This is a genomic window from Xanthobacter sp. YC-JY1, from assembly GCF_021730305.1.
GTDB classification, from domain to species: domain Bacteria; phylum Pseudomonadota; class Alphaproteobacteria; order Rhizobiales; family Xanthobacteraceae; genus Xanthobacter; species Xanthobacter flavus.
On the sequence record NZ_CP032674.1, the window covers coordinates 810,134 to 831,766 of the forward strand.

19 protein-coding genes are annotated in these 21,633 nt (G+C 68.4%); 4 read left to right on the plus strand and 15 right to left on the minus strand.

Annotation, left to right across the window (positions count from 1 at the left end; all coding sequences use genetic code 11):
* Nucleotides 1-3: 3 nt before the first annotated feature.
* The 6 genes from D7006_RS03880 to D7006_RS03905 all read right to left on the minus strand — a co-directional run bounded on the left by D7006_RS03880 (nucleotide 4) and on the right by D7006_RS03905 (nucleotide 10,532).
* On the minus strand, nucleotides 4-846 hold the full coding sequence (locus D7006_RS03880) for a peptidylprolyl isomerase (protein ID WP_237355622.1): 843 nt from the start codon (nucleotides 844-846) through the stop codon (nucleotides 4-6).
* 5 nt (nucleotides 847-851) lie between these two features.
* Nucleotides 852-1,625 carry a respiratory nitrate reductase subunit gamma gene (narI, locus tag D7006_RS03885; protein WP_237355623.1) on the minus strand — a complete coding sequence of 258 codons (774 nt, stop codon included), beginning with the start codon at nucleotides 1,623-1,625 and terminating at the stop codon, nucleotides 852-854.
* A gap of 11 nt (nucleotides 1,626-1,636) precedes the next feature.
* Complete coding sequence (gene narJ / locus D7006_RS03890) at nucleotides 1,637-2,371, minus strand: nitrate reductase molybdenum cofactor assembly chaperone (protein WP_237355624.1); 735 nt, start codon at nucleotides 2,369-2,371, stop codon at nucleotides 1,637-1,639.
* A complete protein-coding gene (gene narH / locus D7006_RS03895; protein WP_237355625.1) occupies nucleotides 2,371-3,906 on the minus strand; it encodes a nitrate reductase subunit beta in 1,536 nt (511 codons plus the stop codon). The genes narJ and narH overlap by 1 nt, the downstream gene beginning before the upstream one ends.
* A complete protein-coding gene (locus D7006_RS03900; protein ID WP_237355626.1) occupies nucleotides 3,903-7,646 on the minus strand; it encodes a nitrate reductase subunit alpha in 3,744 nt (1,247 codons plus the stop codon). The genes narH and D7006_RS03900 overlap by 4 nt, the downstream gene beginning before the upstream one ends.
* Before the next feature lie 117 nt (nucleotides 7,647-7,763).
* A complete protein-coding gene (locus D7006_RS03905; protein ID WP_305852706.1) occupies nucleotides 7,764-10,532 on the minus strand; it encodes an MFS transporter in 2,769 nt (922 codons plus the stop codon).
* Between the two features lie 248 nt (nucleotides 10,533-10,780).
* On the opposite strand from D7006_RS03905, the gene D7006_RS03915 reads away from it, so the two are divergent.
* Nucleotides 10,781-11,473, plus strand: coding sequence for a helix-turn-helix domain-containing protein (locus D7006_RS03915; protein WP_169121546.1), 693 nt, complete (start codon nucleotides 10,781-10,783; stop codon nucleotides 11,471-11,473).
* Between the two features lie 107 nt (nucleotides 11,474-11,580).
* Entirely contained in the window at nucleotides 11,581-12,852 is a 1,272-nt protein-coding gene (locus tag D7006_RS03920) for an MFS transporter (protein ID WP_237355627.1), read from the plus strand.
* Between the two features lie 4 nt (nucleotides 12,853-12,856).
* Here the strand turns inward: D7006_RS03920 and D7006_RS03925 are convergent, their stop codons facing one another.
* From D7006_RS03925 to D7006_RS03945, 5 genes are all read right to left on the minus strand, one after another.
* Nucleotides 12,857-13,003: a hypothetical protein gene (locus D7006_RS03925; RefSeq protein WP_237355628.1), complete on the minus strand. Its 147-nt coding sequence runs from the start codon at nucleotides 13,001-13,003 to the stop codon at nucleotides 12,857-12,859.
* A gap of 62 nt (nucleotides 13,004-13,065) precedes the next feature.
* Nucleotides 13,066-14,319: a lytic murein transglycosylase gene (locus D7006_RS03930; RefSeq protein ID WP_371745032.1), complete on the minus strand. Its 1,254-nt coding sequence runs from the start codon at nucleotides 14,317-14,319 to the stop codon at nucleotides 13,066-13,068.
* Between the two features lie 92 nt (nucleotides 14,320-14,411).
* Entirely contained in the window at nucleotides 14,412-15,530 is a 1,119-nt protein-coding gene (locus tag D7006_RS03935) for an ABC transporter substrate-binding protein (protein ID WP_169121543.1), read from the minus strand.
* A gap of 59 nt (nucleotides 15,531-15,589) precedes the next feature.
* On the minus strand, nucleotides 15,590-16,390 hold the full coding sequence (locus D7006_RS03940; RefSeq protein ID WP_237356847.1) for an ABC transporter ATP-binding protein: 801 nt from the start codon (nucleotides 16,388-16,390) through the stop codon (nucleotides 15,590-15,592).
* Between the two features lie 2 nt (nucleotides 16,391-16,392).
* The gene (locus tag D7006_RS03945; protein ID WP_237355630.1) at nucleotides 16,393-17,412 is read right to left on the minus strand and encodes an ABC transporter permease; all 1,020 of its coding nucleotides are present in this window, start codon (nucleotides 17,410-17,412) and stop codon (nucleotides 16,393-16,395) included.
* 298 nt (nucleotides 17,413-17,710) lie between these two features.
* On the opposite strand from D7006_RS03945, the gene mtnC reads away from it, so the two are divergent.
* Together mtnC and D7006_RS03955 are read left to right on the plus strand one after the other, a co-directional pair.
* Nucleotides 17,711-18,388 (plus strand): acireductone synthase, encoded by a 678-nt coding sequence (gene mtnC / locus D7006_RS03950; RefSeq protein WP_237355631.1) that lies wholly within the window; start codon nucleotides 17,711-17,713, stop codon nucleotides 18,386-18,388.
* A 35-nt stretch (nucleotides 18,389-18,423) separates the two neighbouring features.
* Nucleotides 18,424-18,753, plus strand: coding sequence for a 2Fe-2S iron-sulfur cluster-binding protein (locus tag D7006_RS03955; protein WP_237355632.1), 330 nt, complete (start codon nucleotides 18,424-18,426; stop codon nucleotides 18,751-18,753).
* 5 nt (nucleotides 18,754-18,758) lie between these two features.
* Here D7006_RS03955 and D7006_RS03960 read toward each other — a convergent pair whose 3' ends face one another.
* From D7006_RS03960 to D7006_RS03975, 4 genes are all read right to left on the minus strand, one after another.
* A complete protein-coding gene (locus tag D7006_RS03960) occupies nucleotides 18,759-19,244 on the minus strand; it encodes a DUF2269 domain-containing protein (protein ID WP_237355633.1) in 486 nt (161 codons plus the stop codon).
* Entirely contained in the window at nucleotides 19,244-20,533 is a 1,290-nt protein-coding gene (locus D7006_RS03965; RefSeq protein ID WP_237355634.1) for an SDR family oxidoreductase, read from the minus strand. The genes D7006_RS03960 and D7006_RS03965 overlap by 1 nt, the downstream gene beginning before the upstream one ends.
* Before the next feature lie 248 nt (nucleotides 20,534-20,781).
* Nucleotides 20,782-21,117, minus strand: a complete 336-nt coding sequence (locus tag D7006_RS03970; protein WP_237355635.1) for a hypothetical protein — start codon at nucleotides 21,115-21,117, stop codon at nucleotides 20,782-20,784.
* A 17-nt stretch (nucleotides 21,118-21,134) separates the two neighbouring features.
* Nucleotides 21,135-21,569, minus strand: a complete 435-nt coding sequence (locus D7006_RS03975; RefSeq protein WP_229646633.1) for a hypothetical protein — start codon at nucleotides 21,567-21,569, stop codon at nucleotides 21,135-21,137.
* Between the last annotated feature and the right edge of the window lie 64 nt (nucleotides 21,570-21,633).

Here is a 21,633-nt window from a genome sequence, read left to right on the forward strand (position 1 = left end):
CCCTTATTGCACGAGGGGCGATTGGGCCCCTTCCATGGAGATGCCGCGAATGTCGGCGCGGCCGATGAGCAGGCTCACATACTGGCGCATGGCGGCGTGCCAGGAGGACAGCTCCAGATGGCCGGCAATGGCCTCCCGCACCATCTCGAACGGCAAGGCGCGCGCCTCCACGCGATGGGCGAGGCGGACGATGTGGAAGCCGTAGCGCGTCTCCACCGGCACGGGGTGGAGCGCGCCCGGCTCCATGGCCGCCAGCGCCGCCTCGAACTCCGGCACCGTCTGGCCCCGGCCGATCTGGCCGAGGCTGCCGCCCACCTCGCGGGAGGGGCAGGCGGAAGCCTCGCGCGCGGCGGCCTCGAATGCCACGGCGCCGGAGAGAAGGCCGGTGAGCAGGGCTTCGGCCTGGTCCCGCGCCGCCTGCCGCGCGCCCGCATCGGCGGGGTCGGCGGCGATGAGGATGTGCGCCACCTCGTAGAGGTCGCCGGTGCGGAAGAGGGCCGGGTTGCGTGCGAAATAGCGCCGGCAGGTGTCCTCGTCCGCCGTGGGCACCTTCACCTCTTCCTCGAGCAGAGCGCGGATGACCGCCTCTTCCTCGGTCTCGCGGCGGTCCTCGTCGTCCTCCTCCGGCACGGCGGCGATGCCGAGACGGTCGGCCTCGGCGAGGAGCAACTGGCGCACCACGAGGGCATGGGCGGCCGCCTGCCATGCCGCGGCGGGGTCGGCGGCCGCATGGTTCTGCGCCTCGCGGGCGATGTCGGCGCGGGAGATGGCGACGCCATCCACGCGGATTTCCTGCGGCCTGCGGCCGGCTGGGCGGGGGGCGGTGAGGGTGACGATCTCGACCATGGCCTTCACTCCGCCGGATTGCCGACGGGACGGGCGGCGGGGCGCACGGCCGCCGTCGCCGGCAGCGGGCGCGCGGCGACCGGCTTGCGCACGGGCCGGCGCGAGCGCACCACCTGATAGCCGGGCCGGCCGAGATACCAGACCGGCGCGCTCCACACATGCACGAGGCGGGTGAAGGGGAAGACGAGGAAGATCGTCATGCCCAGCACGAGGTGCGCCTTGAAGATGGGGCTCACGTCCGCGATATAGGCGGCCGCAGCTGGCTGGAGGGTGAGGATGCCCTGCGCCCAGTTCATGAACTTCACCATTTCGTGGCCGTCCATGTGGTGGAGCGAGACGAAGATGGTGGAGAGGCCGAGCGTGAGCTGCACCCACAGCAGCAGCAGGATGGCGGTGTCGCCGAAGCTGGAGTTGGCCCGGATGCGCGGATCGAACAGCCGGCGGTGGGCCAAAAGCGCGATGCCGATGAAGCACATGACCCCGGCGATGCCGCCCACGGTGATGGCGAGGCCCTGCTTGAAGGAATGCGAGATGCCCAGCGCATCGAACACCCAGATGGGGGTGAGGAGGCCGCCGGCATGGCCGATGAAGATGACGAGGATGCCCACATGGAAGAGGTTCGATCCCCAGCGCAATTGCCGCTTGCGCAGCAGCTGCGAGGAGCCGGTCTTCCAGGTGTATTGCTCGCGATCGAAGCGGATGAGGCTGCCGACGAGGAACACCGTGAGGCAGAGGTAGGGATACCAGCCGAACAGGGCGGAATTGATGGCCTGGGACATGGTCGTCTCCTTCAGGCGGCAGGTTGGCGCGCGGGATGGCGCGCGTCGCGCTGGGCGGCGCGCAATTGGGTGCGGAAGCGATCGACGCCGCAGGAGGCAGCATCGCCGGGGCCGAAGGTGACGGCGGTTTCCTCCCACTCCTTGTCCAGGGCGGTGAGGTCGAGCGCGTTGAGGTCGGGGGCGGCGCGGTCTTCGGCTTCGCCCTCGGAGGTCGGGTTGGGCATCGTCACCGCTTCGGCGCCGGCAAGGTGGCGCACGGCGGTGAGCACGGCGGCATAGAGCGAGCCGCGCTCGGAGAGGCGCTCTTCCAGCGTGGCGAGGATGTGGTCCACGTCGGCGAGCAGCCCCTGCGCCTCCGTCTCCGGCCGGGTGGCGAGGAACTCCAGGAATAAGGGCAGGAAGTCCGGTAGCTCGTTGGCGTCGATGGCGAGGCCGCCCTGCGCGTAGAGCGCCGCGAGGTCCACCATGGCCTGCCCGCGGTCGCGGCTCTCCCCGTGCACATGCTCGAACAGGTGCAGGGACAGGCGCCGCGTGCGGTCGAAGAGGCTCACATAGGCCTCCTGCAGGTCGTAGAGGTCTTCGCCGGCCAGCGACCGCAGCAGCGGCATGATGCCGAGGCGGGTCGCGGCGTCGAGCCGGCCGTCTTCGGTGAGCGCCTCGGCGAGGTGGGGCGCCGCATCCTGCAGCGCCGCCTCGGGATAGAGGAGGAGGCGCGAGAGAGCCTTGAGGGTGAGATTGTCGGCCATCACTCGACCTCCATAGGGGTCTTGGCCCGGCGGCCGGGCGTGTGGGTAGGGCTGCCGAACAGGTTCACATCGCTGTCCCCGCCCGAGCAGCCATTGCCGAAGGAGAAGCCGCACGAGCCGCGCAGGTCGAACGGGTCTTCCCCCGCCTCGCGGTGGGCGGTGGGGATGACGAAGCGGTCCTCGTAATTGGCGATGGCCATCGTCTGGTACATGTCCTCGATGTCCGCGCCGGTGAGGCCGACCTTGGTGGCGATGCCCCCATCGATGCGCCCGTCCACCGTCTTCGCCCGCATGTAGGCGCGCATGGCGAGCATGCGTTCCAGCGCCAGGGCGACCGGCTCCTCGTTGCCGGCGGTGAGCAGATTGGCGAGGTAGCGCAGCGGGATGCGCAGCGAGCGCACGTCCGGCATCTCGCCATCCATGCCCATCTTGCCGGCGGTGGCGGCGGACTGGATGGGCGAGAGCGGCGGCACGTACCAGACCATGGGCAGGGTGCGGTATTCGGGATGGAGCGGGAAGGCGACCTTCCACTCCATGGCCATCTTCCAGATGGGCGAGATCTTCGCTGCCTCGATCCACGCATCCGGCACGCCATCGGCGCGGGCCTGGGCGATGACGGCGGGATCCTTGGGATCGAGGAAGAGGTCGAGCTGGGCCTGGTAGAGCTTCTTCTCGTCCTTCACGCTCGCCGCTTCCTCGATGCGGTCGGCGTCGTAGAGCAGCACGCCGAGATAGCGGATGCGCCCGACGCAGGTTTCCGAGCACACGGTGGGCTGGCCCGCCTCGATGCGTGGATAGCAGAAGATGCACTTCTCCGACTTTCCCGAAGACCAGTTGTAATAGATCTTCTTGTAGGGGCAGCCCGACACGCACATGCGCCAGCCCCGGCACTTGTCCTGATCGATGAGGACGATGCCGTCCTCCTCCCGCTTGTAGATCGCGCCGGAGGGGCAGGCCGCCGCGCAGGTGGGGTTCAGGCAGTGCTCGCACAGGCGCGGCAGATACATCATGAAGGTGTTTTCGAACTGGCCGTAGATGTCGGCCTGCACGCCTTCAAAGTTCACGTCCTTGCGGCGCTTGGCGAACTCGCCGCCCAGGATCTCCTCCCAGTTCGGCCCCCACTCGATCTTCTCCATCCGCTCGCCGGAAACGAGGGAGCGCGGGCGGGCGGTGGGGAAGGCCTTCGATTCCTTGGCGGTGTGCAAATGCTCGTAATCGAAGGTGAAGGGCTCGTAGTAATCGTCGATCTCCGGCAGGTCCGGATTGGCGAAGATGTTGGCGAGCACCCGCCACTTGGCGCCGATGCGCGGCTCGATCTTGCCGTTCGCCTTGCGGCGCCAGCCGCCGTTCCACTTCTTCTGGTTCTCCCACTCGCGCGGATAGCCGACGCCGGGCTTGGTCTCCACATTGTTGAACCAGGCGTATTCGACGCCCTGGCGGCTCGTCCACACGTTCTTGCAGGTGACGGAGCAGGTGTGACACCCGATGCACTTGTCGAGGTTCAGCACCATGGCGATCTGGGCGCGGATCTTCATTGGGCCATCTCCTTTTCGGAAGCGGCCGGAAGCTCGTCCTCGAGCCAATCGACCTTGTTCATCTTGCGCACCACCACGAACTCGTCGCGGTTGGCGCCGACCGTGCCGTAATAGTTGAAGCCGTAAGATTGCTGGGCGTAGCCGCCGATCATGTGGGTCGGCTTCAGCACGGTGCGCGTCACGGAATTATGGATGCCGCCGCGCTTGCCGGTCATTTCCGAGCCGGGGGTGTTAATGATCTTCTCCTGCGCGTGATACATCATGGCCATGCCCGGCATGACGCGCTGGGAGACCACGGCGCGGGCGGTGAGCGCGCCGTTGGCGTTGAACACTTCCACCCAGTCATTGTCGGCAAGGCCGGCCGCGCGGGCGTCGTCCTCGCTGATCCAGATCACCGGCCCGCCCCGGTTGAGGGTGAGCATGAGAAGATTGTCAGTATAGGTGGAGTGGATGCCCCACTTCTGGTGCGGGGTGAGGAAGTTGAGCACGATTTCCTGGTTGCCGTTGGGCTTCGCGCCGCGATGGCCGGTGATGGTCTTCAGGTCCACCGGCGGCTTCCAGGTGACGAGCTCCTCGCCGAAGGCCCGCATCCACAGATGGTCCTGATAGAGCTGCTGGCGGCCGGTCAGCGTGCGCCAGGGGATCAGCTCGTGGACGTTGGTGTAGCCGGCATTGTAGCAGACCTTCTCGCTCTCGATGCCGGACCAGGTGGGCGAGGAGATGATCTTGCGCGGCTGCGCCTGCACATCGCGGAAGCGGATTTTCTCGTCTTCCTTGGGCAATGCGAGATGAGCGTGCTCGCGACCGGTGTTCTTGGAAAGTGCTTCCCACGCCTTCACCGCCACCTCGCCATTGGTCTCCGGCGCCAGCATGAGGATGACCTCGGCGGCGTCGATGTCGGTCTCGATCTTGGCGAGGCCCTCGGCCGGGCCGTCGCGGTGGGTGCCGTTGAGGGCCTTGAGCGCCTCCACCTCATGCCCGGTCTTCCAGCTGATGCCCTTGCCGCCGTTGCCGATCTTCTCCATCAGCGGGCCGAGCGCGGTGAAGCGGGCGTAGGTCGCTGGATAGTCGCGCTCCACCACGGTGACGGTGGGCATGGTCTTGCCGGGAATGGGCTCCACCTCGCCGTTGCGCCAGTCCTTCACATCCAGCGCCTGCGCGATCTCGGCGGGCGTGTCGTGGAGGATGGGGGTGAGCACAGTGTCCTCCTCCACGCCCAGCACTTCGGGTGCGACGGCGGAGAAGGTGCGGGCGAGGCCCTTGTAGATGTCCCAGTCGGAGCGGGCCTCCCATGCCGGGTCCACCGCCGCCGAGAGCGGATGGATGAAGGGGTGCATGTCCGAGGTATTGAGATCGTTCTTCTCGTACCAGGTGGCGGTGGGCAGCACGATGTCCGAGTAGACGCAGGTGGTGGACATGCGGAAGTCCAGCGTCACCAGGAGATCGAGCTTGCCGGTGGGCGCTTCCTCATGCCACGCGACTTCCGTGTTGCGCACCGCGCCCTCGCTGCCGAGGTCCTTGCCCATCACGCCGTGCTGGGTGCCGAGCAGGTGCTTGAGGAAGTATTCGTGCCCCTTGCCCGAAGACCCCAGCAGGTTGGAGCGCCAGACGAAGAGGTTGCGCGGCCAGTTGTCCGGGTGGTCCGGGTCGTGGCAGGAGAGTTCCAGCTCGCCGCTCTTCAGCCCCTCAGCCACATAGTCCTTCACCTCCTTGCCGGCGGCGTTGGCCTTGGCGGAGATGGATAGCGGGTTCTGCCTCAGCTGCGGGGCGGAGGGCAGCCAGCCCATGCGCTCGGCGCGGACATTGTAGTCGATGAAGCTCTTGTCCCATTCCCCCTTGGGCGCGGTGGGGGAGAGGATTTCGCCGGCGGTCAGCGTCTCGTAGCGCCACTGGTCCGTGTGCGCATACCAGAAGGAGGTGGCGTTTTGGTGCCGGGGCGGGCGCGACCAGTCGAGCCCGAAGGCCAGCGGCTGCCAGCCGGTCTGCGGCCGGAGCTTTTCCTGCCCCACATAATGCGACCAGCCGCCGCCCGACTGGCCGATGGCGCCGCAGAACACCAGGAGGTTGATGACCCCCCGGTAGTTCATGTCCATGTGATACCAGTGGTTCATGGCCGCGCCGATGATGATCATCGAACGCCCGTTGGTCTTCTCTGCATTGGTGGCGAACTCGCGCGCCACGGTGATGATGGCATCCCGCTTCACGCCGGTGATGCGCTCCGCCCAGGCGGGGGTGAAGGGCACGTCCTCGTCATAGGAGACGGCGACGTTGCCGCTGCCGAAGCCGCGGTCGAGGCCGTAATTGGCCATCATGAGATCGTAGACGGTGGCGACCTTCATCACGCTGCCGTCCGCACCCTGGATGAGGCGGACGGGCAGGTTGCGCGTCAGCACCTCGCCATGGTCGGTGGAAACGAAATGCTCGGTGGCGCGGCCGCCGAAATAGGGGAAGTCCACGGCCGCGATCTCGTCCGCATGGTCTTCCAGCGAGAGGCGTAGGCGCAAAGCGCGGCCGGTACCGTCCTTCTCCTCCAGGTTCCATTTCGCCTGCTCGCCCCAGCGGTGGCCGATGGAGCCGACGGGGGCGACGAGATCGCCGCTCGCCTCATCGAACGCGACAGTCTTCCACTCGGGATTGTTGGCCTCGCCGAGGCCGCCGGGCAGGTCGGAGGCGCGCAGCATCCGCTCCGCCACGAGCCGCCCCTCCTGCTCCACGAGGCGCACGAGGAAGGGCATGTCCGAGTAACGACGCAAGTAATCGTCGAAGTAGGGCACCTGCCGGTCGAGGTGATATTCGCGCAGGATCACATGGCCCATGGCCAGCGCCAGCGCCGCGTCGGTGCCCTGCTTGGGATTCAGCCAGATGTCGGCGAACTTGGTGGCCTCGGCATAATCCGGCGTCACCACTGCGCTCTTGGTGCCCTTGTAGCGCACCTCGGTGTAGAAATGGGCATCCGGCGTGCGCGTCTGCGGCACGTTGGAGCCCCACACGATGATGAAGCCGGCATTGTACCAGTCGGCGCTCTCCGGCACGTCGGTCTGCTCGCCCCAGGTCTGCGGCGAGGCCGGCGGCAGGTCGCAATACCAGTCGTAGAAGGAGAGGCACACGCCGCCCAGCAGCGAGAGATAGCGCGCGCCCGCCGCATAAGAGACCATGGACATGGCCGGGATGGGCGAGAAGCCCGCCACCCGGTCCGGGCCGTGCTTGCGGATGGTGTGGGCATTGGCGGCGGCGATGATCTCGTTCACCTCGTCCCAGGTGGCGCGCACCAGCCCGCCATGGCCGCGGATGGAGGTGTAGGAGGCGCGCTTGTCCGCGTTCTCGACGATGGAGGCCCAGGCGGCGACCGGCGGCAGCTTCGCCCGCGCCTCGCGCCACAGCTTCAGGAGGCGCCCGCGCACCATGGGGTGCTTCACCCGCGCGCCGGAATAGAGATACCAGCTGTAGGAGGCGCCGCGGGCGCAGCCGCGGGGCTCATGGTTCGGCAGGTCCGGCCGCGTGCGGGGATAGTCCGTCTGCTGGGTTTCCCAGGTGACGATGCCGCCCTTCACATAGATCTTCCACGAGCAGGAGCCGGTGCAGTTCACGCCGTGGGTGGAGCGCACGATCTTGTCGTGCTGCCAGCGCTTCCGGTAGCCGTCCTCCCACGAGCGATCCTCGTGGGTGACGATGCCGTGGCCGTTGGAGAAGGGCTCGGTCTCGCGACGGAAGAAGGTGAGCCGGTCGAGAAAATGGGACATGGGGATGCCTTCGGTTTTACCGTCGGCATCGGTCGATGACCGATGCCAAGTGGGTTCGCTCAAGCGCCGCGCGGGCTTCACCACCGGTCCGCGAGCCAGGCTCGCGGACCGGTGGTCTTACTCGGCTGCAGCCGGACGGTGGGTGGCGCGCGGGGCGATCCCGCGCTCGATGTCGTGGAGAAGGCCGCCCTTGCGGGTGTAGACGGCCCACGTGATGACCAGGCAGCTCACATAGAAGCCGAGGAAGGCCCAGAGCGCCGCCTCCGGCCCACCCGTGAGCGCGATGGAGGTGCCGTAGCCCTTGGGGATGAAGAAGGCCCCGAAGGCGGCGATGGCCGAGGTGAAGCCGGTGATGGCCGCCGCCTCCTTCTCCGCCTGCTTGCGACGCGCTTCCGCGTCGGCGTCGGGCATCAGGCGCTCCATCTCCTTGGCCATGATCGCGGGGATCATCTGGAAGGTGGAGGCGTTGCCGACGCCGGTGGCGAAGAACAGCAGCAGGAAGGCCGCGAAGAAGGCCGAGAAGGCCCAGGGCTCGGCGCGCATGCCGATGGCCCACAACACGCCCGACACACCCGCCATCATCAGCACGAAGACGAAGAGCGTCACCCGTCCGCCGCCGTAGCGATCCGCCAGCCATCCCGTGCCGGAGCGGGCGAGCGCGCCGACCAGCGGGCCGAGGAAGGCGTAGGAGAGCGCGTTCACCTCCGGGAAGAGGATGTTGGTGAGCAGCGGGAAGCCCGCCGAATAGCCGATGAAGGAGCCGAACGTGCCCGTATAGAGCCAGCACATGATCCAGTTGTGCTTGCGCTGGAAGATCACCGACTGCTCGCGGAAGGAGGCGCGGGCGTCGGCGATGTCGTTCATGCCGAACCACGCGCCGAAGGCCGAGAGCACGATGAAGGGCACGAAGACGAAGCCGGCATTCTGCAGCCACATGGGCGCCGGCCCCGCCGCCGCCTTCACCAGCGCCGGATCGCCGCCGAACTTGCCGAACAGGCCCATGGTGATGACGAGGGGCACCACGAACTGCACCACGCTGACCCCGAGATTGCCGAGGCCGGCATTCAGCGCCAGCGCGTTGCCCTTCTCCGCCTTGGGGAAGAAGAAGGAGATGTTGGCCATGGAGGAGGCGAAGTTGCCGCCGCCGAAGCCGCACAGCAGCGCGAGGATGAGCAGCACCACATAGGGCGTGTCCGGGTTCTGCACCGCATAGCCGATGCCGAGCGCGGGGATGATGAGCGACCAGGTGGTGAGCGTCGTCCAGAGCCGTCCGCCGAAGATCGGCACCATGAAGGAATAGAAGATGCGCAGCGTCGCGCCGGTCAGCCCGGGCAAGGCGGCGAGCCAGAACAGCTGGTCGGTGGTGAATTTGAAGCCCACCAGCGGCAGCTTCGCCACCACCACCGACCACACCTGCCAGATGGCGAAGGACAAGAGCAGCGCCGGGATGGAGAGCCACAAATTGCGCCGGGCGATGGCGCGGCCGGTGGAGGCCCAGAAGGCCTTGTCCTCGGGCCGCCAGTCGGTCAGCACCGCGCCGGCCTTGCGGGCGGGCAGGGCAGGCGCGGGGGTTCCGGGGGCGGGCATGCCCTGCATCTCCGGAAGTTCGGGTAGGCTCGCCAGAGCGGGGGCGGAGGCCTCCTTTTCCATGTGGCGGATGGCGAGGTGCATCCAGGCGAGGGCACCGACCGCGATGACGAACAGCAGCATGAAGCAGCTGGTCCACAGGCCGGTGAGGTCGTTGAGCACGCCGAAGGCCAGCGGCAGCACGAAGCCGCCGAGGCCGCCGATCATCCCCACGAGGCCGCCCACGGCGCCCACATTGTTGGGGTAATAGACCGGGATGTGCTTGTAGACCGCCGCTTTGCCCAGCGCCATGAAGAAGCCGAGCACGAATACCGTGACGGTGAAGCCGGCGACGCCCATTTCCATGTGGAAGGTGATGGGCCCGTTGATGCCGCGCACCACATAGTCCGTGGGCGGATAGGACAGCACGAAGGTGGCGGCCACCGAGACCAGGAAGGTCCAGTACATCACCCGCCGCGCGCCGTAGACGTCGGAGAGATGCCCGCCATAGGCGCGGAACAGGCTCGCCGGCACGGAGAAGGCGGCGGCAATCATGCCCGCATGCTTGATGTCGAGGCCGTAGACCTTCACCAGATACTGCGGAAGCCACAAAGCCAGCGCGACGAAGGCGCCGAAGACGAAGAAATAATAGAGCGAGAAGCGCCACACCTGGACGTTCTTCAGCGGCTCCAGCTCCAGCCACGCGCTCTTCGGCTTGATGCCGAGGCGGCGGCGCTCCACCAGCACCGGATCGTCCTTGGTGGTGACGAAGAAGAGGACGGCCATCACCACGAGGGCAGCGGCCCACACCTGCGCCACCATCTGCCAGCCGAAGGCGACCAGCACGAAGGGGGCGAGGAATTTGGTGACGGCCGCGCCTACATTGCCGGCGCCGAAGATACCGAGCGCGGTGCCCTGCTTGCCCGCCGGATACCAGCGCGAGACATAGGCGACGCCCACCGAGAAGGAGCCGCCGGCGATGCCGACCCCCAGCGCCGCCAGCAGGAATTGCGGGTAGGTCGCGGCATAGGTGAGGAGGAAGGTGGCCACCGCCGCCGCCAGCATGGTGAGGGCGAAGACGACGCGCCCGCCATACACATCCGCCCACACGCCCAGCGCCACGCGGATGAGCGAGCCGGTGAGGATGGGCGTGCCGATGAGCAGGCCGAACTCGGTGTCCGAGAGGCCGAGATCCTGCCTGATGCGGATGCCGATGATGGAGAAGATCGTCCACACCGCGAAGCACACGGTGAAGGCGAGGGTGCTCATGGAAAGGGCGCGCCGCTGGTCGCTTTGGCTCGCCTCGAAAGGGGTGTGCATGGCTTCAACCCGCCAGTTGCAAAGTCGCGGCCGGGCCGCGCGTCGCAAACCTGCGGCGGGGGCGCCGTGGCTTCTTTGATCTGTATCAGTAATAGACTTCGGTCATCAGAAATCAGGAGGTACTTATTCGATGAGTCGAAGATAAATGTCTTTCTTCTGTTCTGTGATTTACAAGCTTTGACGTGGCAATTGACATTTGTCAATCCGCCGGCCTGATGGCATGGTAGGGGTGACGAAAAGAGGTGTGCATGAGGCCCGACGACGCCGCCGTCATCAGAAGCCTGCCGCTGTTCGCCGATGCCCGCGAGGAGACCTTCGCGGAACTGGTGCGCACGGCCTTTCTCCAGCGATTCCCGCCGGGGGTGACGCTCATCAACGAGAATGACGAGGCGGATTTCCTGCACGTGGTGGTGGAAGGACAGGTGGAGCTGTTCGCCACTTCCGGCGAGCGCGAGACCACCATGAGCATCGTCGAGCCGGTGGGCACCTTCATCCTGGCCGCCGTGCTCAACGCGCGCATCTATCTCCAGTCCGCCCGCACCCTGCAGAAATCACAGGTGCTGATGATCCCGGCGGAGAAGGTGCGCGATGCGCTGGGCACGGACGAGGCCTTCACCCGCGCCGTGGTCACCGAGCTGGCCCGCGGCTATCGCCGGGCGGTGAAAGAGGTGAAGGGCCAGAAGCTGCGCACGGGGGCGGAGCGCCTCGCCAACTGGCTGCTTCAGCGCGCCGAGGCGGAGCGCGCGGACCGCATCACCTTGCCGTTCGAGAAGCGCGTGCTCTCCTCGCTGCTGGGCATGACGCCGGAGAACCTCTCCCGCGCCTTCGCCGTGCTGAAGACCCATGGCGTCACCAGCCGGGGCGCCGTCATCACCCTCGCCGATCGCGCGACGCTTGCGGCCTTCGCGCGGCCCGATCCGCTCATCGACGGGCCGGAGTGAGGGGCTCCCCAACGCACCAGACCCGCCGTGGCTCTTGATTAAGACTGCCCGTCTTGGCCATGGTGCTCCCGGCCGGTGACTCACAGCGCCCGGGCAGGGGGCGATCCATGGCGGCGACGCGGTTCCACAGGGTGGTGATCTTCCTGCTGTTCGCCATCACGGTGGTGAATTACATCGACCGCGCCGCCATCTCCTATGCCATCCCGGCCATCGAGCAGCAGCTCGGGCTCTCCAAGGCGGCGGCCGGCACCATCCTCGGCGCATTCGGCCTCGGCTATGCGGTGACGACGCTCATCGGCGGCTTCGCGGTGGATCGCTATGGCGCGCGCATCGTGCTGAGCATCGCGGCGGTGCTCTGGAGCCTGTCCATCGGCCTCACCGGCCTCGCCTCCGGCTTCCTCACCCTCTATCTCGCGCGCACGCTGCTGGGCATGGCGGAGGGGCCGAACTTCTCCGCCGTCACCGGCGCGGTGGAGCGCTGGCTGCCGCCGGCCCGGCAGGCGAGCGCGCTCTCCTATGCGCTGGTGGCGGTGCCGGTGGCCCTCGCCTGCGGCGGGCCGATCGTAACGCAGCTTCTGGCGGCGCTGGGCTGGCGCGGCACGTTCGCCGTGCTGTTCGCGCTCTCGCTGGTCTGGGTGCCGCTCTGGTACTTTCTCTTCCGCGACGATCCCGCCCAGTCGCGCCATGTGAATGCGCAGGAACTCGCCTTCATCCGCGAAGGCCAGAAGGCCGAGACCGCGCCCGTCCGCCGCTGGCCGCGCATGAGCGAGGTGCGCGTGCTGCTCACCAACCGCACGCTGCTGGTGAACTACTGGGCCTTCTTCGTCTTCGGCTATTTCCTGTTCTTCTTCATGGCCTGGCTGCCGAGCTATCTCCAGCAGTCCTACGGGCTGAACCTTGCCGCCGTGGGCGCCTTCACCGTGCTGCCCTGGCTCTGTGCCGCCGTGGCGCTGTGGGCACTGGGGCGCTGGTCGGATCGCCTCCTGAGGACCACCGGCCGGCTGCGCGTGTCGCGCTCCTATCTCATCGCGGGCACGCAGCTGGTGGCGGCCCTCGCGGTGGTGCCGGTGGCGTTCAGCGCCAGCCTGCCGGTGGCCATCGCCTGCATCTCGCTGGCGGTCGCCGCCTCCATGGGGGCGAACGCGGCCTATTTCGCGGTGAATGTGGACATCGTGCCGGAGAAGGCGGCCACCGCGCTGGGCATCATGGACTTCTGCTTCGCGTTGGCCGGCTTCGTGGCGCCCGTCATCACCGGCTTCGTGCTGTCGCTGCGCGGCTCGTTCGCCGATGGCTTCGCCCTGATGGCGGTGCTGGCGCTCTCGTCCGTCGTTCTCGTCCTCGCCTTCCACCGGCCCGACGAGGACCGCGCAATCCCCTGAGGCGTCAGCGCCGCGCGCGCATCACCGCGGCGAAAGCGAGCAGGATGGCGGAGGTGGCGATGCCGGCCGTGACCACGCCCGCAGGGGGCCAGCGGGCGGTTCCCTGAAGGCTGATGCTCTTGCCGACCTTCAGGTCCCACGTCGCCTTCATCTCCTCGGGGTGATAGGGGGTGGCGGGGGCGTGTCGCGGGTCTCGCTCATGGTGTCTTCCGTTCAGCGTCCGGCATTCATGGCGTTAAGCACGGCTTCGCTCGGCCAGCAATCCACCTTGAGCCCGGCGGATTTCTGGTAGGCGCCGAGCGCCGCGCGCGTCTGCATCCCGGCCTTGCCGTCGATCTTGTCGGAATAGAGCCCCAGCCGCGCCAGATGCTTCTGCATGGCCTCCACCGATTTGGTCTTGAGCTGGGAGGAGGCTGACCACGGCGTGCGGAAGGGCGAGGGATCGGTCATGCGGTCGGAGAGGTGGCCGACGAACAGCACGTAGAGGTCGGAGAAATTGTACTGCTTGATGACGAAGTAGTTCGCCGTGGTGAGAAAGGCCGGGCCGTAGGTGCCCTCCGGCTGCAGCAGCGAGGCGGGCTGCGCCACCTCGGTGGCGGAGAGGCGGCGGACGGGGGCGTAGCGCGCGCGGATCCACTCGCCGATGGGCTGCTTGAACTCCGGCACGCCCATGGTGCAGTCGGCATTCACCGGCGCCAGCACCTCATAGGCCCAGCGCACGCCCGGCTGCCACCCCTTGTCGGCGAGCTGCTTGGCGGCGGAGGCGAGCGCGTCCGGCACCGAATGCCAGATGTCGGCATGGCCGGTGCCGTCGAGATCGACGCCGTGCTTCACATAGTCCGAGGGCAGGAACTGGGTGAGGCCCGTCGCCCCGGCCCAGGAGGCGCGGAAATCCTTCCGGCTCACATCGCCGTCGTTCAGCATCTTCAGGGCGAGGATGAACTCGGTGCGGTACTGGTCCTTGCGCCGGCCGGCATAGGCCTGCGTCGCCAGCACCTTGAGCGCGTCGTGGGGCGAGGTGTAGCGGCCGAAATCGGTCTCGCGGCCCCAGATGGCCAGCACCACGGGCGCGGGCACGCCGAACATGGCCTCGATGCGGTCGAGGGGCGCCTTGTACTTCTGCATCAGCCGCTGCCCCTCGGCGGCGAGGCGGGCGATGGTGGCCTCCTTCACATAGGCCGCCGGCACCTGCACGAACTCGGCTTGTCCGCCGGCACCGGTGGAGGGGCGGCCGGGCAAGGCGAGGTCGGGCAGCTTGTAGTCGGGCTCGAGGCCCGCCGTCTCCCGCTCGAAGGTGGCGCGCGACACGCCGGCCGCCTGCGCCTCCGGCCACAGGGAGGCGATGAACTGCGTAAAGGCGGCATCCGCCGCCCGCGCCGGCGCGGAAGCGGCGAAGGTAAGGGCCAAGGTCCAGGCGATCAGCCCGGCAAGGAGGCAACGGCAACCGGCAGGCAAGGGGCGGCTCATCGATCGGGGGAAGCAGCGCCGGAGGGTAACATGGCCCGCCGCCGCCGCCAAAAGCGGGCCGGCGCCCGCTCGGTCCCGATGCGCTGCCGCCCTCAGACGGTCAGCACGTCCGCATAGATCTTCTCGGCGAAGCGCTGGGAATTGGTGGCGGGCTTGATGACCTGCACCAGCTTCAGTTCGTCCGTATAGGCCGCGAGCTGGGTCTTGAGGTCGGCGCCCACCGGCGCATGGTGGTGGTCCTGGCTGTTCAGCATGGCCACGAGATCGTCGATGGAGCCCTTGCCGCCATAGCCGGAGAAGGTGCGGGCGGCGAGTTCCGGGTCGGCGCCCACCTTGTGCGCGCCTTCCAGGATGGCGCGGGTGAGGGCGGTGGCCACCGGCCGCTCGTCGCGGATCAGGCTGCCGCGTACGCCGATGATGCAGCAGGCGCGATCGGCGTACTTCTCCGAGAGGTTGGTGGCGATCTCGGTGAGCTTGCCCTTGGATTCCTTGATCCAGATCCAGGTGCGCGGATCGGCATCCGCCAGCGCCTGCGCCTCGCCCTTGTCGATGGCGAGCGGTAGCGCCTCCAGCGGATACTGGCGCCACTCCACGTCCTTGAACGGATCGACGCCGCGTTCGGCGAGATAGATGGAGAAGAAGTTCTTGCCGGGCGAGGCCTGGTCGGAGATGGCGATGGTCTTGCCCTTCAGGTCCGACACCTTGGTGACGCCGGCGCTGGCATCACCCAGCAGCCGCAGGCAGCCGCCGTGGACGCCGGCGGTGATCTTCACGTCGAAGCCCTGTTCCAGCGGCTTCAGCCAGCGCAGCGCCATGCCGATGCCGGCGTCGGCCTTGCCGGTGGCGATGGCTTCCAGCAATTGCTCGGTGGAGCTGCCGAAATTGACGAAGTCCACGTCGAGGCCGTGGCGGGCGAAGATGCCCGTCTCCTTCGCCACCGGCGCGGCGGCGGTGCAGATGGCGCTGGCGTTCCAGGCGAGCTTGAGCGGCCGCAGCGGGCCGGTGGGCGCGGCGCCCTCAGCGGCGGTGAGGCAGAGCGGGAAATCCGGCACCGTGCTCGCCGGCGCGCGCATCAGGTTGGCGGCGAGCACCCGCCCGCCGGCGGCGCCGGCGAGGGTCGCCGCACCCGCGGCGAGGCCATAGCGCAGCAGGCTGCGGCGGGAGGCTGAGCGGGGGGCGTCTGCGGCGTCCGTGTTGGGGTCGTGGGTCATGGCGGGCTCCTGAAATCACTTGGATGAATGCGAGGGGTGCCCGAGGGCAGGCGAAAGGCTCACCAGGTGGCGTCGAGCCCGAGGAGGCCGAGGAGGTGGTGGCGCAATTCGGCGAGGCGCGGGTCGCCGCGATGGCGGGGATAGGGCACGTCCACCGTCACGTCGGCCTTGATGCGGGCCGGCCGCTCGGAGAAGACGATCACCCGCTCGGCGAGGAACAACGCCTCCTCCACGTCATGGGTGACGAGGAGCGCGGTGAAGCGGGCGTCCTGCCACAGCTTCAGGATCTCGCCCTGCATGGTGATGCGTGTCAGGCTGTCGAGCTTGCCCAGGGGCTCGTCGAGCAGCAGCAGGCGCGGCTCGTTCACCAGCGCGCGCGCCAGTGCCACGCGCTGGGCCATGCCGCCGGAGAGCTGGCGCGGATAGGCGCTGGCGAAGCCCGACAGGCCAACGAGGGAAAGCGCATCGCCGACCCGCCGCCGCTGGGCCTTCAGCAGGCCGCGCGCCTCCAGCCCCAGCGAGACGTTGGCCTCCACCGTCCGCCACGGATAGAGCGTCGGGTCCTGGAACACGAGGATGCGCGAGGGGTCGGGGGCGGTGATGGCCGTCCCGTCCACCGCGAGCTGGCCGGTGACCGGCTGGTCAAGCCCGGCGAGGAGCCGCAGCAAAGTGGACTTGCCGCAGCCCGACGGCCCGAGCAGCGCGACGAACGAGCCGGGCTCGGCCGAGAAGCTCACGTCGTCCAGCACCGGGAGGGGCGCCCCCTCCAGCTGGAAGGCATGGCTCACATGCTTCACGTCGAGACGCAGGCCGGAAGCCGGGGCGGGCGCGGGCGCGCCGGCGGGGGAAGAGAGGGCCACGCTCACCACCGCACCAGCTCCTTCTGCCAGGCGAGGGTCCGGTCGCGCAGCCGGAATAGCAGGGTGACGAGGCTGGAGCACATCAGCGCCATCACCAGCAGCGCCGCATACATGTTGGCGTAGGCGGCCCAGCCCTGGGCCCATTGCAGGTACCAGCCGAGGCCCGCTTTCACCCCCAGCATCTCCGCCACCACCAGCACCGCGAACGAGGTGCCGAGGCCCATGAACAGGCCGACGAAGACGTGGGGCAATGCGGCGGGAATGGCCACCTTCAGCACCAGGAAGCGCTGGCTGGCCCCGAGCGTGCGGGCGATGTCGTAATAGTCCTTGTTGACCGAGGAGATGCCCGACCAGGTGAGGATGGTGACGGGAAAGCCGGTGGCGAGCGCGAGCAGGAACACGCTGGCGCTCCAGGAGGAGGGAAACAGGAAGAAGGCCACCGGCAGCCAGGCGGTGGCCGGCAGCGGGCCGATGAAGCGCAGCACCGGATGCGCCCAGTAGCCGGCGATGCGCCACCAGCCGATGGAGACGCCGAGCGTGATGCCCACGGCGGCGCCGATGGCATAGCCCCAGGCCAGGAGTTTCAGGGAGGCGACGACGCTGAGGCCGAGTTTCGGCCAGTCGTCGAGATAGACTTCCAGCAGCGCCTGCGGCGGCACGAAGAAGGGGCGCGGCAGCAGTTCCAGCTTCGCCGTCACCGCTTCCCAGGCGATGAGGCCGAGCGGCAGGATGAGAAGCCACGGCCCCCAGTGCCGCAGCGCCTTCAGCCGCAGCCCCGCCACGGGTCCCGCGAGCGCTGCGAGGAGGATGAGCCCGCCGATGCCGGCAAGGCCGAAAGCGAATTCCCGCGTATAGGCGAAGTCGTCCGCATCGGGCACGAGGCCGGCATAAGCGGCGGCGGCGAGCCAGACGCTGCCGGCCGCCAGCCCCGTGTGCCAGAGCGGCACCCGCTCCGCGTGATCGCGGGTGCGACGGCGCGGAGCGCCGGCGATTGCGGGCGTCTCGATCAGCTGATCTGTCATCGGTTGGTCTCGCCTGCGGCTGGTATCGGGAAGAACGGGCACAGCGCGGATGCGAACGCAGGGCCGCGCGCGGACAGCTAGGAGTTGAATCAATCTAGTAATTTTATGGAAATTATAGAAAATGAGTCAAGCGCCAATCTGCGCCATTCTCGGCCGTGCAGCAGGCTGGGTGCGGTGCCGGCCCGATGGGACTGGCACGGCGGGTGCTTGCCCTGTCAGGGGACCCGGATCGCGGGCCGGGGAGAGCCTGTTCTGGCGCCTTCCCGACATGGCGGCCCGCAGAGGCAGAGGCGGTTTCATGGCCATAGAGGCGGTGCTGATCGACATCGAGGGCGTGCTCGGCCCCCTCTCCTTTCTCGATGAGACGCTGACGCCCTATGCCAGCGCGCGGCTCGGCGCCTTCATCACCGCCCATGCCGAGGAGGACGAGGAGATCGAGGAGGCGCTGGACGAGGCCGGACGGCTCATGGGCGGCTTCTCCCTCAAGCCCGCCGAGGCAGGGGCGCTGCTGCTGCGCTGGATGAAGCAGGGCCGCAAGCCGACACCGCTCAAGATCATCCAGGGCCGCATCTGGCAGGAGGGCTATGCGGCCGGCGCCTTCCGCGCGGAGGTCCATGGCGATGCCGGGCCGAGCCTTGCCGCCTGGAAGGCGCAGGGGCTCCGGCTGTTCACTTTCTCCTCCTCCTCGGAACTGGCGCAGAAGCTCTGGCTCTCCTCCGCCGGCTCGGACGCGGAGAGCCTTCTGGACGGCTTCTTCGACACCCGCATGGGCCAGAAGGTGGAGGAGGAGGCCTACAAGGCCATCGCCCAGGAGATCGGCCTCGCCCCGGCGCAGATTCTCGTGCTCTCGGAGAATGTGGACGAACTGGACGCCGCCGCCTCCGCCGGCCTCGCCACGCTGCGGATCGCGCGGGCGGGTGGCGACAGCGGGAGGCACCCGGCCGTGGCGGACCTTGCGTCCATCATCCTGCCGTGAGCCGGCGGGCGGGCACCTGAGCGGGGGGCTGAATCTTGGCGCGCTTCACCGTGGAAACCCGCAGCGGCGCCCGTCACGAGGTGACGGGGCGCGATGGCGCGACGCTGCTGAAGGCCATCCGCAAGGCCGGCATCGAGGAACTCACCGCCCAGTGCGGCGGCGGCTGCGCCTGCGCCACCTGCCATGTCTTCGTCACCCTGCCGGAGGGCGGCACGGCACCCCCGGTCAGCCCCGGCGAGAGCCGCATGCTCGCCACCAGCCACAACCGCACCCTCGCCTCCCGCCTCGCCTGCCAGCTGAAGCTGGAGACCGCGCTGGACGGCATGCTGGTGGTGCTCGCCCCCGAGGAGGCGGGCGACTTCTGAGGGAGTCAGCCGAGGCTGAAGGCCGGCAGATCGGGGCGTACGATCATCAGCCAGAAGATGCCGAGCACCGCCGTGAAGGCGGGAAAGCCGAAGGCGAACCAGGTCCAGAACAGGCGATGATACGCGGCGGGAAGGGCGGTACCGGCCGCGGCGGCGGTCTCTGCCAGCTGGCGCATGCGCATCTGCATCCACACCACCGGCAGCCAGAAGGCGCCGGTGACGAGATAGAGGGCAATGGAGAGCACGATCCAGCCTTCGGTGAGCGGATAGCCAGCCGAATGCGCCAGCAGCGCGCCCGTGACGGGTTGCAGCACCACGGCGGTGGCGGTGAAGAGGAAATCCGCGAGGATCACGATGCGCGCCACCGCCGCCACCTTCACGGCGCTGCCGGTGACATGGGCCATCATCATGAAGAAGGCGATGCCGGCGCCCGTGCCGAGCAGCACCGCTGCGCCGATGACATGCAGGAATTTCAGGATGAAATAGGCCATCACCGGTCCCTCAGGATGGCGAGGGCGACGAGGTTCAGCATCATCACCGGAGCGATCTTCACCAGCGGGCCGAGCGGGTCGATCCACAGGGACGAGAGGAGCGCCGTTCCGGCGACCACATAGAGAAGCGAGACGGCGAGTGCCGCCCACAGCGCCGCCCGCGTCGTGCGGCGAACGGCGATGCCGAGGCCGATGGCGAGATCCGCCAGCGCGCCGCCAACCGCCAGCGGCCCGGCGAGCGGCCCGGCACCGGCCGCCTGCAGCAGCAGGACGCCGGCCTCATAGGCGGGGCCGAGCGACAGAAGCCCGGTCGCGATCCAGAACAGGGCGAACACGACGAAGATCGCCGGCTTCAGGGTGTAGAGGGCGGCGAACCAGTGTTCCTGCACGCCCGCGGGCTCGGCGGCGAGGGCGTCGGCCAGGGATTGCGGCCGGATGCCGGTCATCCGCGTCCAGGGGCCGGGATCGCCGGTGGCGCCGCGTGCGATCTCCCGCGCGATGGTGCTACGCAGAGGCGGACGCCAGCCGAGGCGGCCGATGCCGTCTCCGAGCCGATACATCAGGCGGGCGATCCAGCCGGGGACGCCGACGGTCCGCGCAGGAGCAAAGCCCAGCCACCGGCGATAGGCGGCGATGACCTCTTCCAGGGGCAGCCGCTCCGGCCCGGCGAGGTCAAGCTCCACGCCGGCCGGCGCGTCGGGGCTGACGAAGAAGGCCACCGTCTCCGCCACATCGTCGAGCTGCACGATCTGCAGGTCGGCGGTGTCCGGAAACAGCGGGAAAACGGGCAAGGCGGCGAGCCCGCGGAACATGGCGCTGCCGCCATAGGCTCTGCGCCCCACCACCACGGACGGGCGCAGGATGACATGATCGAGCCCGCTCGCCGCCAGCAGGGCATCACCCTCCTGTTTGGTGCGGGAGAAGTCGGACGGCGCGCCCGTATCGACGCCGATGGCGGAGATGTGGACCAACCGGCGCACGCCGGCCAGCCGGCAGGCCGCGATCAGCGTCTCCATCCCCGTCACATGGACGCCGGCGACGCTTTCACCCGGCCCGTCCTGAAGCAGGCCGGCGGCGTTCACCACCGCGTCCGCATGCTCCAGTTCACGGGCCAGTTGCTCCGGCGTCGCGGAGCCGATGTCGAGCGCCACGAACCGCGCCTGCGGCAGGAGGCGGGCGGCGGTGTCGATGCGCCGGGCAAGGCCGACCACCTCGTGCCCAGCCGATGCGAGGCGCGCCACCACGGCGGATCCGATGAGGCCGGTGGCGCCGATGACGATGAGGCGCATGGCGTTGCTCCCGGGCGCGATCCGACTCGTTCCCTCTCTCGGTCAATCTCGTCCGTTCCGCAAGGCGAAGACCCTCACCGCCCCCTGCGACATGCGGCGCCGCCCGTTGCCGCGGTTCTCAGAACCAGCGGGACCTCTGCCGGTTACGTCACCGCCGGACAGGGCGTTTTCGTAGCGCACGGGCCGGGCAAGGAGAATGGGCAGGTGGCCTTTATCGCCGGCTTCCAGGGCCAGAGGCTTCCCGGTCCTCACTCCACCGCGAGGCGCTCGGCGAGTTCGCGCACGTCGTCCCAGCTGAGGTGATGGGGCGTGCCGCTGGTGTCCACGTCCACGCCCTCCGCATGGACGGCGGCGGAGAAATCGCCATCCATGCCGATGGGGCTGAGATAGAGGATATCCGTGCGCCGGTAGTCGTGCGCCACGGCGGTGAAGGCGCGCGACAGGGTGCGCCCCTCCTCCAGTGTGAGGTCGTAGTGCAGCGCCTCGCTCAGCGTCATGCGCAGCATGTCGCCGAGGAGGCGGTGGGGCACGCGCCGGACGAAGGGATAGGTGAGGGCGGGGCCGGTCATGCGAGGTCCGGTCATGGTGAAATCCTCACCGCTCAGATCGGCCGGACCTCTTCCGCCTTGGCGACGAAGTCCAGCGTGTCGGCCGCGTCGAAATCCGCCACGGGCACGGCGAAGGCGAAGCGGTTCGCGTACCAGAAATTGCCGAAGGGCAGGAACAGGCTGCCGGAGGCGAAGGTGGCGAGCGGCGTGTCGCCCGCCTTCAGCACCGCCTCGAAGCCGGGGCCGGCCTCGGCTGCGGCGGTGTTGTCGCCGAACACCTCGAACTGCACGACGAGCCGCACCAACGGCGCGCCCGCCTCTTCCGTCTTGATCGCGATGACCTTCAGGTCCTGGAAGCGCCGGCCGATGGTGCCGTCCGCCAGCAATTGCGGGAATTCGTGCACGCGCCCCTTCTTCACCGCGAGGCCTTCTGCTGGCAGCACGCCGAGGTCGGCGAGCCCGGTGGGCTTGGCGGGGGCCAGTGTCACGCTGGTGCGGGTTTCCTGCAATGCCGGCAAAATACGCTCCTGTCGGGCGGGTCGTTGGAAATGC

Bases quoted from the DNA above. Each gene is read 5' to 3' on its own strand.
- narH (WP_237355625.1), bottom strand. From the start codon at position 3,906: ATGAAGATCCGCGCCCAGATCGCCATGGTGCTGAACCTCGACAAGTGC.
- D7006_RS03935 (WP_169121543.1), bottom strand. From the start codon at position 15,530: ATGACCCACGACCCCAACACGGACGCCGCAGACGCCCCCCGCTCAGCC.
- D7006_RS03880 (WP_237355622.1), bottom strand. From the start codon at position 846: ATGGTCGAGATCGTCACCCTCACCGCCCCCCGCCCAGCCGGCCGCAGG.
- D7006_RS03960 (WP_237355633.1), bottom strand. From the start codon at position 19,244: ATGGCCTATTTCATCCTGAAATTCCTGCATGTCATCGGCGCAGCGGTG.
- D7006_RS03905 (WP_305852706.1), bottom strand. From the start codon at position 10,532: ATGCACACCCCTTTCGAGGCGAGCCAAAGCGACCAGCGGCGCGCCCTT.
- mtnC (WP_237355631.1), top strand. From the start codon at position 17,711: ATGGCCATAGAGGCGGTGCTGATCGACATCGAGGGCGTGCTCGGCCCC.
- D7006_RS03920 (WP_237355627.1), top strand. From the start codon at position 11,581: ATGGCGGCGACGCGGTTCCACAGGGTGGTGATCTTCCTGCTGTTCGCC.
- D7006_RS03915 (WP_169121546.1), top strand. From the start codon at position 10,781: ATGAGGCCCGACGACGCCGCCGTCATCAGAAGCCTGCCGCTGTTCGCC.
- narI (WP_237355623.1), bottom strand. From the start codon at position 1,625: ATGTCCCAGGCCATCAATTCCGCCCTGTTCGGCTGGTATCCCTACCTC.
- D7006_RS03970 (WP_237355635.1), bottom strand. From the start codon at position 21,117: ATGACCGGACCTCGCATGACCGGCCCCGCCCTCACCTATCCCTTCGTC.
- narJ (WP_237355624.1), bottom strand. From the start codon at position 2,371: ATGGCCGACAATCTCACCCTCAAGGCTCTCTCGCGCCTCCTCCTCTAT.
- D7006_RS03900 (WP_237355626.1), bottom strand. From the start codon at position 7,646: ATGTCCCATTTTCTCGACCGGCTCACCTTCTTCCGTCGCGAGACCGAG.
- D7006_RS03965 (WP_237355634.1), bottom strand. From the start codon at position 20,533: ATGCGCCTCATCGTCATCGGCGCCACCGGCCTCATCGGATCCGCCGTG.
- D7006_RS03945 (WP_237355630.1), bottom strand. From the start codon at position 17,412: ATGACAGATCAGCTGATCGAGACGCCCGCAATCGCCGGCGCTCCGCGC.
- D7006_RS03930 (WP_371745032.1), bottom strand. From the start codon at position 14,319: ATGAGCCGCCCCTTGCCTGCCGGTTGCCGTTGCCTCCTTGCCGGGCTG.
- D7006_RS03925 (WP_237355628.1), bottom strand. From the start codon at position 13,003: ATGAAGGCGACGTGGGACCTGAAGGTCGGCAAGAGCATCAGCCTTCAG.